Genomic DNA, 11,715 nt, shown 5'->3' on the forward strand with positions numbered 1-11,715 from the left:
CGGTCCGCATAATTGAGTGTAGCCACCTCTTACGATCCTGACCGAGACCTATGCAAGCAGCATCCCTACCCGCATCCTACGGCTGGCAATGGGTACGCGACGGCCTGCGGCTGTTCATGAAGCAGCCGCTGGCCGTGTTCACCTGGGCCCTGGCCATCAGCCTGCTGGTGCTGTTCGCCACGTTCACCCCGCCCGTGGGGCCGCTGCTGTTCGTGGCCCTGATGCCCGTGGTCACGCTGATGACGCTGTCGGCGTGCAAGCACATCGAAGCCGGCCGCATCATGCTGCCCTCGATGTGGCCCCAGCCGCTGATGCGGCCGGGCGTCTTCAAGAAAATGCTGATCATCGGCGTCATGTATGCCGCCTTGTGCATCGCGGCCGGGCTGGTGTCGTTCCTGCCGTTCTCCCATGCGCTCACCGAAGGCATGCGGGCGGCATCGGTCGAACAGGATCTCACGCCTTTCATCAGCGCCATGCGCGTGCCCCTGGCACTGTTCGGGGCGCTGTACGTCATCATCGCCGCCCTGTTCTGGCATGCCCCCGTGCTGGTCGCCTGGCACGGGCTGCGCATCGGCCAGGCGCTGTTTTTCTCGGGCATCGCATGCTGGCGCAACAAATGGCCATTCCTGGTCTACGGCACGGCCTGGATACTGGTGTTCCTGTTCATCGACCTGTGCGCCGGCCTGCTGGTCAGCGCCGGCGTCCCGTCGCAACTGGCCGGCACGCTGCAGATCCCGTTCAACATCGCCGCCGGCGGCGTGCTGTACTGCAGCTTCTACCCTGCCTACACATCGGTGTTCGGCATCGAAGACACGCACGCGCACCTCGACGGCGGCTCCAACGGCCAGCCGCAGTCGCAACCCTGAAGTACGAAGCCGCATCGGGCATCAGCTGTCAGGCCTGATGGCTGCCCGACGGCACCTGCGGGTGCTGCAGGCCGGCCGCCACGGCGTGCAGGCCGTGGCGCACCTGCTCCATGACCTCGCTGCGCTGCTGCGTGGCGTACAGCGCATAGGCCGAATACGAGAATTCCGGCGCCCCCGCCACGCGCCGCAGGCGGCCGCTGTCCAGGAACGGCCGCGCCGCCCCCACCCGGAAATAGCCCGATCCCCCGACTGACAGCAGATAGCCCAGCGCCAGCGGCCCCAGCGAGATCGACACCGGCGGGCTGCTCAACTCGGGAAACGCCGCCTGATGGTTGGCGGCGAATGCCGGCCCCCAATCAACATACACATACTGCTCCGGCAGCAGCGCCCCGCCGGCGTCGCTGGTGACCAGAATCAGTTTTTCCTCGGCCAGCAGCTCGGCCACCAGGCCCGGCCGCTCGGCCGGGCTGTACAGCACGGCCAGGTCCAGCGAGCCATCCTGCACGCCCTGCAGCAGCCGCGCCGGGCTGTCCACGTCGGCGCGCAGCGCCACCTGGGGGCAATGCGCATGCATCCACACCATCCAGTCGGCCAGCAGCGGGTGCCACAGGCTGAGCTCGGCGCCGATGCTGATGCCGTCTTCGCGCCCGGGCGGCAGCCCGACCTGCTGGCAGGCCCTTTCCCATACCTGGACCAGGGTGCTGGCATGGCGTGCAAAGCGCTCGCCCGCGGCGGTCAGGCGCGCGCCGGCCTTGTTGCGCACGAACAGGCGCCGGCCCAGCTGCTCTTCCAGGGTGCGCACGCGTGCGCTGACCGCGGTCTGGGTGATGTCGAGCCGCTCGGCGGCCGCCATGAAACTGCCGCTGTCGGCAACCGCCAGGAATGTCTTGGCTAAATCGATATCCATCTTTGTTTATATGAATAATTTTGGTTTTATATTAAATAAAGTTAGTTTGATTGCATTAATTATGAAGACACAATCTAAGAGATGAACCGTTAACGCATTGCGAAAGCACATGCTCGGGTGCATAGCCGCACGGCCCCCGGCCCAGGATTGCTTTCAGAACTCCCTCGCTCATGCTCATCTCTGAATTTCGCGGCCCCGGTTTCACCGAGGTCCAATGGCAGTACGTCAACTCGCTGGCCACCTCGCTGGATGCACGCCAGCTCATGTGGGCCAGCGGTTTCCTGGCAGGCGCCGAACTGCTGCGTTCGAACGGCTCCGCCGCCGAGCCCGGCCCGGCCCCGGCCCCGGCCCCGGCGCCCGCCGCACCCGCCGCCCAGCCGGCGCAGCGCCGCCTGACCGTACTCTACGCCAGCGAAACAGGCAACAGCACCGCGCTGGCCAATGCGCTGGCCGGCCAGGCCGCCGCGCAGGGCCTGCAGGCCGCCGCGCACGACCTGGCCGACTACAAGACCCGCAACCTGGCCGGCGAACAGGACGTGCTCATCATCACCAGCACCTACGGCGAAGGCGACCCGCCCCAGCCGGCCGCCGGTTTTTTCGAATTCATCGAAGGCCGCAAGGCCCCCAAGCTGCCCGGCCTGCGCTTTGCCGTGCTGGCCCTGGGCGATTCCACCTACGAGCATTTCTGCGAAGCCGGCAAGCGCCTCGACCGGCGTTTTGAAGAACTGGGCGCGACGCGCCTGCAGGCGCGCATCGACTGCGACGTCGACTACGACGGGCCGGCGCAGGCCTGGGCCGACCGCCTGCTGGCCTGCCTGGAACCCGCGCGCGGACAGGACGCGCCGCCCGCCGGGCCTTCGCCGGCCCAGGCCGCCGCCGCGCCCGCCGCAGCCCGCTACGACAAGCGCAATCCCTATACGGCGAACGTGGTCGACAATCTCGTCCTGACGGGACGCGGCTCGTCGAAAGAAACCCGCCACATCGAGCTGTCGCTCGAGGGATCCGGGCTGGCGTACGAGCCGGGCGACGCGCTGGGCATCATGCCGGCCAACGATCCGGCGCTGGTGCGCGACATTGTGAGTGAACTAGGCCTGGCGGCCGAGGCGCCGGTCAGCGTGCAAGGCGACTTTCTGCCGCTGGGCCGCGCCCTGGAAGAACGCGTCGAGATCGCCGCGATCACGCCGCGCTTCCTGGAACAGTGGGGCAAACTGGCCCAGGCGCCCCGGCTGCAAGAACTGGCGCAGCCCGGGCAGGCCGAAGCGCGCACCGACTTCGCGCGCCACCACCACATCATCGACGTGCTGCGCCAGTTCCCGGCCAGGGGCCTGGATCCGCAGGATGTGCTCGCCGCTCTGCGCCCCCTGCAGCCGCGCCTGTATTCCATCGCCTCGAGCCAGCTGGCCGCGCCCGATGAAGTGCACCTGACCGTTTCCGTCGTGCGCTATGGGCTGCAGGGCGCCGCCCGCACCGGCGTGGCTTCCGGCCACCTGGCCGAACGCGCCCTGCCGGACGCGACGCTGCCGGTCTACATCCAGTCCAACCCCCATTTCCGGCTGCCGGCCGACGATGTGCCGATCATCATGGTCGGCGCGGGCACCGGCGTGGCGCCCTACCGCGCGTTCCTGCAGGAACGCGAGGCCCGCGGCGCCGCGGGGCGCTCCTGGCTGTTCTTCGGCGAACGCAATTTCCGCAGCGACTTCCTGTACCAGGCCGAATGGCAGGGCTTGCTGAAAGACGGGGTGCTGACGCGCATGGACGTGGCATTCTCGCGCGACCGGCATGCCGCGGGCGGCGCCAAGACCTACGTCCAGCACCGGCTGCAGGAACAGGCCCGCGACGTCTATGCCTGGCTGGAAGAAGGCGCCCATGTGTACCTGTGCGGCGACGCCAGCCGCCTGGCGCCCGACGTGCACCAGGCCCTGGCCAGCGTGGTCGCCTCCCAGGGCGGGCTGAACCCGGAAGCGGCGGAAGACTACCTGCGCCGCCTGCAGCGCGAAAACCGCTATCAGCGCGACGTCTATTGATCATCCCGCGAATCGACCCCATGCAATCCACCGACAACGACCTTTCCCAGCCGCCGCAAAAGCTCAGCGCCGACGAGCGCCTGAAAGCCTCCAGCGACCAATTGCGCGGCACCATCCTGCGCAGCCTGGCCGACCCGCTCACGGGCGCGGTGTCGGACATCGACACCAAGCTGTTGAAATTCCACGGCATCTACCAGCAGGACGATCGCGAGCAGCGCGATGAGCGCCGCCGCCAGAAACTCGAGCCGGCCTATCAGTTCATGATCCGCGTACGCCTGCCGGGCGGCGTCTGCAGCGCGGCGCAATGGCTCAAGCTGGACGAACTGGCGCGCGCCTATGGCGGCGATTCGCTGCGGCTCACCACGCGCCAGACCTTCCAGTTCCATTGGGTGCTCAAGCACAACCTGCAGGCCACGCTGCAGGGGCTGCACGAAGTGCTGCTGGACAGCATCGCGGCCTGCGGCGACGATGCGCGCGGCGTGATGTGCTCGGTCAATCCGCAGCTGTCGGCGCTGCATGCCGCCGTGTACGACCTGGCGCGCCAGGCCAGCGACCACGCCATCCCGCGCATGCGCGCCTATCATGAGATCTGGTACGGCGAGCAGCGGATCGCCTCGTCCGCATCCGAACCCGAAGAGCCGTTCTACGGCCAGACCTACCTGCCGCGCAAATTCAAGGTCGGCTTCGCCATTCCTCCCGTCAACGATATAGACGTCTACGCCCAGGACCTAGGCTTCATCGCCATCGCCGATGACCACGGCTCGCTGCAGGGCTTCAATGTGGCGATCGGCGGCGGCATGGGCCGTACCGACCAGGCTCCCGCCACCTACCCGCGCCTGGCCGACGTGATCGGTTTCGTGCCGCCCGAAGCCGTCATTGCCACCTGCGATGCGGTAATGGGCGTGCAGCGCGACTACGGCAACCGCAAAGACCGCGCCCGCGCGCGCTTCAAGTACACCATCGACGATTACGGCCTGGATGCCGTCAAGGCCGAAATCGAGCGCCGCCTGGGCTTCGCGCTGCAGCCGGCGCGCCCCTTCCGGTTCGAATCGAACGGCGACACCCTGGGCTGGCAGACCGGCGAAGACGGCCGCCACCACGTGACCCTGTTCATCCAGAATGGCCGCCTGGTCAACCTGCCGGGCCAGCCGCTGCTCGACGGCCTGCGCGAGATCGCCCGCATCCATGCGGGCTCGTTCCGCGTCACGCCGAACCAGAACGTGGTCATTGCCGATATCGGCGACGCGCAGCGGCCGCGCATCGAACAGCTGCTGCGCCAATACCGTCTGGAAGCCGATCAATCCGCCAGCGCGCTGCGGCTGAATTCGATGGCCTGTGTGGCGCTGCCGACCTGCGGCCTGGCCATGGCGGAAAGCGAACGCTACCTGCCCGATCTGGTCGGCAAGATCGAGACGCTGCTGCGCGCGCACGGCCTGGAACGCGACCCCATCACGATACGCATGAGCGGCTGCCCCAATGGCTGTTCGCGTCCCTACATCGCCGAAATCGGATTGACCGGCCGCGCCCCCGGCAAGTACAACTTGTACCTGGGCGGCGGTTTCCACGGACAGCGCCTGAACCGCATGGTGCTGGAGAACGCCGCCGAGGCGGCGATCCTGGCGACGCTCGACACCACGCTGGGCCACTACGCCCGCGATCGCCACAGCGGCGAGCATTTCGGCGATTTCGTGGTGCGCGCGGGCTATGTCGAAGCCGTGACCGCCGGACGAGACTTCAATCTGCGGCGCGCGCCTGCGCGGGATGCGGGCGCCGCCGCCCGACAGGCCTGAACACCATGCCACCCGATTCCGCCCTGCCCGCGGCACAGCGCGACGCGCTGCTCGCCGAACTGAACGCCCTGCTCGAAGCCGAGCGCGCCGGCGCGCGCGTGGCGCTGGAAACCGGCCGCGCACTTGACGAGCCGCGCATGGCGGAACTGGTGGAGCACATCCGCCTGGACGAAGTGCGCTGGTGCGGCATGCTGCTGCGCGCGATCCGCGCCCTGGGCGCCACGCCGTCGGACCTGACGGGCGCGTTCCACGGCAAGGCCATGGCCATTGCCGATATCGAGCAGCGCCTGGTGCTCCTGAACCGCGGCCAGGGATGGGTGGTGCGCAAGCTGCAAGACCTGCTGCAGCGCCCCCTGCCCGATTTCCTGCGCGCCGATCTGGCCGACATGCTGGCGGCCCACGAGTCCAACATCGGGCTCGTCAAGGCCGCTCTGCCGCCGCAGGCTCCGTGATTTCCCCTCCCGGCCCGCCCAGCGGGCACTCTTCAGAAGGTACACAACCATGAGCAAAATCCATCTGGGCGACACCGTGCCCGATTTCGAACAAGACAGCTCTGTCGGCCCGATCCGGTTCCATGAATGGGCCGGCAATTCGTGGGTGGTGCTGTTCTCGCATCCGGCCGATTTCACGCCTGTCTGCACCACCGAGCTGGGCCTGACGGGCAAGCTGCAGGGCGAATTCGAAAAACGCAATGTCAAGGCGATCGCGCTGTCGGTGGACGATGCCGATTCGCATCGCGCCTGGACCAAGGACATCGAAGACACGCAGAACACTGTCGTCAAATTCCCCATCATCGCCGACCGCGACAAGAAGGTGGCCACGCTGTACGACATGATCCACCCGAACCAGTCGGGCACCGCCACGGTGCGCTCGGTGTTCATCATCGACCCGGACAAGAAGCTGCGCCTGACCCTGACCTACCCGCTGAGCATCGGCCGCAACTTCGACGAGATCGTGCGCGTCATCGACGCTCTGCAGGTCAGCGACAAGTATGGCGTGGCCACCCCGGGCAACTGGAAACACGGCGACGACGTCATCATTCCGCCGGCCTTGCAGGACGAGGAACAGATCAAGGCGAAATTTCCGCAAGGCTACAAGGCGCCCCGCCCCTACCTGCGCTTTACGCCGCAGCCCGGCAAGTAAGAACTGGCGGCCCGGGTGTCTGACTCCCGTCAGGGTGTCGGACACCCCGGGGGTCAGTACTGCGGCGCCGCGGTGAAGTTCAAGAAGCGCGTGCTGGAACCCTGGAACGTCAGCCGCACCGTGCCGATCGGCCCGTTACGCTGCTTGCCCACGATGATCTCGGCCGTGCCCTTGTCGGGCGAATCGGGGTTGTAGACTTCGTCGCGGTAAATGAACAGGATCAAGTCGGCGTCCTGTTCGATGGCGCCCGATTCACGCAGGTCGCTCATCACCGGGCGTTTGTTGGGGCGCTGTTCCAGGCTGCGGTTGAGCTGCGACAGCGCGATCAGCGGGCAGTTCAGTTCTTTGGCCAGCCCTTTCATCGAGCGGCTGATTTCCGAGATTTCGGTGGCGCGGTTCTCGCCGCCGCCGTTGCCCGCCATCAGCTGCAGATAGTCGATGATGATCAGGCCCAGCTGGCCGCACTGGCGCGCCAGGCGGCGCGAGCGCGCGCGCACTTCCATGGCGCTGAGCGCGGGGGTTTCGTCGATGTACACCTGGGCATCCTGCATGAGCTGCACCGCGTGCGTCACGCGCGGCCAGTCGTCGGCCACCAGTTTGCCGGTACGCATGCGGTGCTGGTCCAGCATGCCTACCGAGCCCAGCATGCGCATCGCCAGCTGCACCGCGCCCATTTCCATCGAGAACACCGCCACCGGCAGCCCCTGCTCGATCGCCACGTGTTCGCCGATGTTCATCGAGAACGAGGTCTTGCCCATCGAGGGACGTCCGGCCACGATGACCAGGTCGCCGGGCTGCAGGCCCGACGTCATCTTGTCGAGGTCGGAAAAACCGGTAGGCACGCCGGTGACGTCGGAATCGCCCTCGCGGTGGTAAAGCTCGTCGATGCGCTCGACCACCTGCGTCAGCAGCGGCTGGATTTCCTGGAAGCCGGCCGAGCCCTTCTCGCCTTCCTGGGCGATCTTGAACACCTTGGATTCGGCCTCGTCCAGCAGCTGGCGCGCTTCCTTGCCTTGCGGGTTGAGGGCGGCCGAGGAGATCTCGTCGGCAATCGTCACCAGCTTGCGCAGCATGGCCCGCTCGCGCACGATCTCGGCGTAGCGGCGGATGTTGGCGGCCGACGGCGTGTTGTGCGCCAGCGCGTTCAGGTAGGCCAGCCCGCCCGTGTCTTCGGCCTTGCCGGCGCTGATCAGCGACTCGTTGACGGTGATGACGTCGGCCGGCCGCGCCAGCCCGATCAGCCGGGCAATGTGATGCCAGATCAGGCGGTGGTCGTGGCGGTAGAAGTCTTCTTCGCCCAGCACGTCGGCGATGCGGTCCCAGGCGCCGTTGTCCAGCAGCAGCCCCCCCAGCACCGACTGCTCGGCCTCGATGGAATGCGGCGGCACGCGCAGGTAATCTAGCTGGGAATCGGCGGGATTGTTCATCGAATGGACTAGTAAAGAGTACGCAGGGTGTCGGCCACCCGGAAGAAACCTTGGATGTCGCGGCCGGGCAGCCGGCCGCCCACGGGGCGCAGCACGGCGGCGCAGCCGCATACTACGCGCGCCAGCCGCTGCAGGCGGGCGCGCACGGCGGGGGCTGGATGGGTTTCGAAATAAATGTCCAGCATCAGTTTACCCAGCCCTGGCAGATTGTCATCTTCCAGTTTGCGCAGTCCCAGCAGCGACGATACCAGCTGGAACAGATCGTAGGCCTGGGCCATGGGCAGCGACAAGGCGCCGCCGGTATTTTCTTCAAAATCAATGCGCCACAGCTCGCCGTTGTGCAGGGTGATGTTGCGCACCTGGGCGCCGCCGTGCCAGTGGCCTTGCGCGTGGAAGGCCGCCAGGTCGGCGGCCAGGGCACGCACCCACTGCACGCGCTGCGCCGGGTCGGCATGCCTGACCAGCCCGGCGAAATCTTCGCCCACGTGCTCCAGCACCAGCAGGCCGGGCGCTTCCCACCATACCTGGGGCACCCGGCAGCCGGCCTGCGACAGCCGGCGCAGCCGCCCGGCCTCGTGCGCCAGGCCGTTGCGCAACAAGACGCTGGGGCGCGGGAATTCGCCCAGAAACAGCCGGCAGCCCACGGCCAGCGCCAGCGCCCGCACGTACCGCAGCGCGTAGCCCGCGCCTTGCAGCAGGCCCGAACGGCGCCGCTTCACCACGCAGGCGACCCCGTCGATGACGACTTCACGCACGGAAGGCTCGCGCGCGGCGTCGACGCTATCGAGCCAGGCGCGCAGGCCGGCGGGCGCTTGCTGATGCTGGGGCGGCTGGCTCAAGAAGACATCCTTGTAGGCTTGGGCGTGAAAGGGCCGCAATAAGCAAAAAAGCCGGCACGGCCGCCGGCTTTTCTGCTTGGCGTAAACGCGACAGGCTTAGGCGATGTCGCCTTCGACCACGACGGTCACGTCCACGGTCACGTCGGCGTGCAGCGCGACCTGGATGGGGTACTCGCCCACGGCCTTCAGCGGGCCGTTGGGCAGGCGCACCTGAGCCTTTTCAACGGCCTCGAAGCCGGCCTTCTTCAGGCCTTCGGCCACGTCGGCGTTGGTAACGGAGCCGAACAGGCGGCCGTCGACGCCGGCCTTTTGCACGACCTTGAGCTGGTAGCCAGCCAGGCGGCCACCCAGCGCTTCGGCGGCGGCCAGCTTTTCAGCCTGGACTTTTTCCAGTTCGGCGCGGCGGGCTTCGAATTCCTTCAGGGCGGCGTCGGTAGCGCGACGGGCCATTTTCTGGGGAATCAGGAAGTTGCGGGCGTAACCATCGCGCACGCGGACGACTTCGCCCAGGTTGCCGAGGTTGACGACTTTTTCGAGCAGGATGACTTGCATTTCAGTAACCCCGGATCAGTTGTGGTTGTCGGTGTAAGGCAACAGGGCCAGGAAGCGCGCGCGCTTGATGGCGGTGTCCAGCTGGCGCTGGTAGTGTGCCTTGGTGCCGGTCAGGCGAGCCGGGATGATCTTGCCGTTTTCTTGCACGAAATCGCGCAGGGTGTCCAGATCTTTGTAGTCGATCTCTTCGACGCCGGCGGCGGTGAAGCGGCAGAACTTGCGGCGCTTGAACAGCGGGTTCTGCTGCGTGAATTTGCGTTTCTCTTTGCGTTTTCCGAAGAAAGCCATGATGTGCCTCTTAGTCTAGTCGGGCCGGGGTTTCATTCCGCGGACCCGGAATCTGTGTCTGGTTCCGGTTGCCTGTCATCCCACCAGCGGGTCGCGCCCTGCACTGCCGCCGACTTTGCGGGCCAGCTGCATGTGCAGCTTGACCTTCACCGAATCTTTGCGGGCAGCGGCCAGAAAGCCCTGCACCTGCAGTTCGGTCCCCAGAGGGGTGCCGGCCAGCAGTTGAGCCAGATCGCCGAGGGCCACGGCGGTAATCGTGAGTTCGACGCGGCGGGGATGGCCTGCTTCGACGATTTCCGATTCGTGGGCCAGCAGCATTTCCAGCGCTGGCACGCCGGCGGGAGTATGGCGCAAAGGCTCGCATTCGAGAACGCGGGCGCTGAGTTCCAGGGTGTTCATCCTGCCGGTGCGTGGTGGTAAAACTTGGCGCGGCCGGGTTACTGGGCCTGGGCCGGCGCCGTCGCTTCCGTGCTGGCCTTGCGGGCCTCTTCGCGCTCGACCGACTTCATCATGATCGAGGGCGTGGTCTGGGCCTTCTTGGTCTTGATGACCAGGTGGCGCAGCACGGCGTCGTTGTAGCGGAACGAATGCTCGAGCTCGTCGAGGGTGGCCTGGCCGCACTCGATGTTCATGCAGACGTAGTGGGCCTTGACGAGCTTCTGGATGGGATAGGCCAGCTGGCGGCGGCCCCAGTCTTCCAGGCGGTGCACCGTACCGCTCTGGCCGGTAACGAGCGCCTGGTAGCGCTCGACCATGGCGGGCACCTGCTCGCTTTGGTCCGGATGGACAATGAACACTACTTCGTAGTGACGCATGGGTAAAACTCCTTGAGGATGTCTTGCCTGGCCGGGCAGTTTGCCGGCCCGCAAGGGGCAGCCCGCCACCCCCAAAAAGGGGCGATCGAGCAAAGAAAGCCCACGATTATCGCCGATCCGGGCGCATCGTGCAAGCTACCGTAAACGCCGGCCCGCGTCAGCCTTCGACGACGGCGTAGGCGGAATGGTTATGGATGGATTCGAAATTCTCGGCTTCGACGCGGTAGCGCGCCACGCCGGGGTGCGCCGCCAGGCGCGCCGCCACGTCGCGCACCAGGTCTTCGACGAACTTGGGGTTGTCGTAGGCGCGTTCGGTCACGAATTTCTCGTCGGGGCGCTTGAGCAGGCCCCACAGCTCGCACGAGCCTTCGTCCTCGACCAGGCGAATCACGCGATCCATGGCAACGTCGCCATTGAACACGGCCGACACCGTGACGTGCGAACGCTGGTTGTGCGCGCCGTATTCGGAAATCGCCTTCGAGCACGGGCACAGGCTGGTCACCGGCACCTGCACCACCAGTTCGAACTCGACCTGGTCGCCGGCGGCGCGGGCGATCCATTGCACTTCGTAGTCGAGCAGGCTCTGCACGCCCGATACCGGCGCGGACTTGTTGATGAAGTACGGGAAAGCGGCCGTAATGTCGCCGCGCTCGGCGTGCAGCAGCGGCAGCATGTCGCGCGCCATGGCGGCGAACAATGCCGGCGTCATGGGCACGCTGCGGTATTTTTCGAGCAGCGCCACGAAACGCGACATGTGCGTGCCCTTCTCTTCGGCCGGCAGCGCCACCGTCAGGGTCCAGGTGGCCACGGTGGGCTGGGGCGCGCCATCGGCGCCCGCCACCAGCATGGGATGCCGCACGCCGCGGATGCCTACGCGCTGAATCGGGATATGCCGCGTATCAGCCGAGCTTTGGACATCGGGCATGACCAGGGCGGGATCGATCGGAGAATTCATAGGATTACCTGTCAGGGCGGGATGAAATGAGAATCGCTGTTGCCCTGAAATATGTTAGCGGAGCCATTATTACCGAAAAGCCGGGCCGGCTGCGCGGAAAACCCTCCTA

Annotated in this window: 13 protein-coding genes; 5 read left to right on the top strand and 8 right to left on the bottom strand. The window is 66.6% G+C overall.

Features of this window, described 5'->3' with window-relative positions; translation table 11 throughout:
- Positions 1-50: 50 nt before the first annotated feature.
- Entirely contained in the window at positions 51-866 is an 816-nt protein-coding gene (locus tag J2P76_RS04260; protein WP_207404704.1) for a BPSS1780 family membrane protein, read from the top strand.
- A 28-nt stretch (positions 867-894) separates the two neighbouring features.
- Here J2P76_RS04260 and J2P76_RS04265 read toward each other — a convergent pair whose 3' ends face one another.
- Positions 895-1,773, bottom strand: coding sequence for a LysR family transcriptional regulator (locus tag J2P76_RS04265; RefSeq protein ID WP_207404706.1), 879 nt, complete (start codon positions 1,771-1,773; stop codon positions 895-897).
- 170 nt (positions 1,774-1,943) lie between these two features.
- On the opposite strand from J2P76_RS04265, the gene J2P76_RS04270 reads away from it, so the two are divergent.
- The 4 genes from J2P76_RS04270 to J2P76_RS04285 are packed head-to-tail and all read left to right on the top strand — an operon-like array spanning position 1,944 to position 6,730.
- Positions 1,944-3,797 (top strand): assimilatory sulfite reductase (NADPH) flavoprotein subunit, encoded by a 1,854-nt coding sequence (locus J2P76_RS04270; protein ID WP_207404708.1) that lies wholly within the window; start codon positions 1,944-1,946, stop codon positions 3,795-3,797.
- Between the two features lie 20 nt (positions 3,798-3,817).
- Positions 3,818-5,587 (top strand): NADPH-dependent assimilatory sulfite reductase hemoprotein subunit, encoded by a 1,770-nt coding sequence (locus tag J2P76_RS04275; RefSeq protein WP_207404710.1) that lies wholly within the window; start codon positions 3,818-3,820, stop codon positions 5,585-5,587.
- Positions 5,588-5,592: 5 nt separating this feature from the next.
- The gene (locus tag J2P76_RS04280; protein ID WP_207404712.1) at positions 5,593-6,039 is read left to right on the top strand and encodes a DUF6306 domain-containing protein; all 447 of its coding nucleotides are present in this window, start codon (positions 5,593-5,595) and stop codon (positions 6,037-6,039) included.
- Positions 6,040-6,088: 49 nt separating this feature from the next.
- Entirely contained in the window at positions 6,089-6,730 is a 642-nt protein-coding gene (locus J2P76_RS04285) for a peroxiredoxin (protein WP_207404714.1), read from the top strand.
- Between the two features lie 53 nt (positions 6,731-6,783).
- On the opposite strand, the gene J2P76_RS04290 is transcribed toward J2P76_RS04285, so the two are convergent.
- From J2P76_RS04290 to folE2, 7 genes are all read right to left on the bottom strand, one after another.
- Positions 6,784-8,157, bottom strand: coding sequence for a replicative DNA helicase (locus J2P76_RS04290; RefSeq protein ID WP_207404716.1), 1,374 nt, complete (start codon positions 8,155-8,157; stop codon positions 6,784-6,786).
- 8 nt (positions 8,158-8,165) lie between these two features.
- Positions 8,166-8,996, bottom strand: a complete 831-nt coding sequence (locus J2P76_RS04295) for a hypothetical protein (protein WP_207404718.1) — start codon at positions 8,994-8,996, stop codon at positions 8,166-8,168.
- A gap of 96 nt (positions 8,997-9,092) precedes the next feature.
- Positions 9,093-9,548, bottom strand: coding sequence for a 50S ribosomal protein L9 (gene rplI / locus J2P76_RS04300; RefSeq protein ID WP_207404720.1), 456 nt, complete (start codon positions 9,546-9,548; stop codon positions 9,093-9,095).
- Positions 9,549-9,563: 15 nt separating this feature from the next.
- Entirely contained in the window at positions 9,564-9,836 is a 273-nt protein-coding gene (gene rpsR / locus J2P76_RS04305) for a 30S ribosomal protein S18 (protein WP_012249960.1), read from the bottom strand.
- Positions 9,837-9,911: 75 nt separating this feature from the next.
- Positions 9,912-10,235: a primosomal replication protein N gene (gene priB, locus J2P76_RS04310; RefSeq protein WP_207404722.1), complete on the bottom strand. Its 324-nt coding sequence runs from the start codon at positions 10,233-10,235 to the stop codon at positions 9,912-9,914.
- Positions 10,236-10,273: 38 nt separating this feature from the next.
- The gene (gene rpsF, locus J2P76_RS04315) at positions 10,274-10,651 is read right to left on the bottom strand and encodes a 30S ribosomal protein S6 (protein WP_207404724.1); all 378 of its coding nucleotides are present in this window, start codon (positions 10,649-10,651) and stop codon (positions 10,274-10,276) included.
- Positions 10,652-10,808: 157 nt separating this feature from the next.
- Positions 10,809-11,606 (bottom strand): GTP cyclohydrolase FolE2, encoded by a 798-nt coding sequence (folE2, locus tag J2P76_RS04320; RefSeq protein ID WP_207404726.1) that lies wholly within the window; start codon positions 11,604-11,606, stop codon positions 10,809-10,811.
- Positions 11,607-11,715: the final 109 nt, after the last annotated feature.

Source organism: Bordetella petrii, assembly GCF_017356245.1.
Taxonomy (GTDB): domain Bacteria; phylum Pseudomonadota; class Gammaproteobacteria; order Burkholderiales; family Burkholderiaceae_B; genus Bordetella_A; species Bordetella_A petrii_D.

Bases quoted from the DNA above. Each gene is read 5' to 3' on its own strand.
- J2P76_RS04260 (WP_207404704.1), top strand. From the start codon at position 51: ATGCAAGCAGCATCCCTACCCGCATCCTACGGCTGGCAATGGGTACGC.
- J2P76_RS04265 (WP_207404706.1), bottom strand. From the start codon at position 1,773: ATGGATATCGATTTAGCCAAGACATTCCTGGCGGTTGCCGACAGCGGC.
- J2P76_RS04270 (WP_207404708.1), top strand. From the start codon at position 1,944: ATGCTCATCTCTGAATTTCGCGGCCCCGGTTTCACCGAGGTCCAATGG.
- J2P76_RS04275 (WP_207404710.1), top strand. From the start codon at position 3,818: ATGCAATCCACCGACAACGACCTTTCCCAGCCGCCGCAAAAGCTCAGC.
- J2P76_RS04280 (WP_207404712.1), top strand. From the start codon at position 5,593: ATGCCACCCGATTCCGCCCTGCCCGCGGCACAGCGCGACGCGCTGCTC.
- J2P76_RS04285 (WP_207404714.1), top strand. From the start codon at position 6,089: ATGAGCAAAATCCATCTGGGCGACACCGTGCCCGATTTCGAACAAGAC.
- J2P76_RS04290 (WP_207404716.1), bottom strand. From the start codon at position 8,157: ATGAACAATCCCGCCGATTCCCAGCTAGATTACCTGCGCGTGCCGCCG.
- rplI (WP_207404720.1), bottom strand. From the start codon at position 9,548: ATGCAAGTCATCCTGCTCGAAAAAGTCGTCAACCTCGGCAACCTGGGC.
- rpsR (WP_012249960.1), bottom strand. From the start codon at position 9,836: ATGGCTTTCTTCGGAAAACGCAAAGAGAAACGCAAATTCACGCAGCAG.
- priB (WP_207404722.1), bottom strand. From the start codon at position 10,235: ATGAACACCCTGGAACTCAGCGCCCGCGTTCTCGAATGCGAGCCTTTG.
- rpsF (WP_207404724.1), bottom strand. From the start codon at position 10,651: ATGCGTCACTACGAAGTAGTGTTCATTGTCCATCCGGACCAAAGCGAG.
- folE2 (WP_207404726.1), bottom strand. From the start codon at position 11,606: ATGAATTCTCCGATCGATCCCGCCCTGGTCATGCCCGATGTCCAAAGC.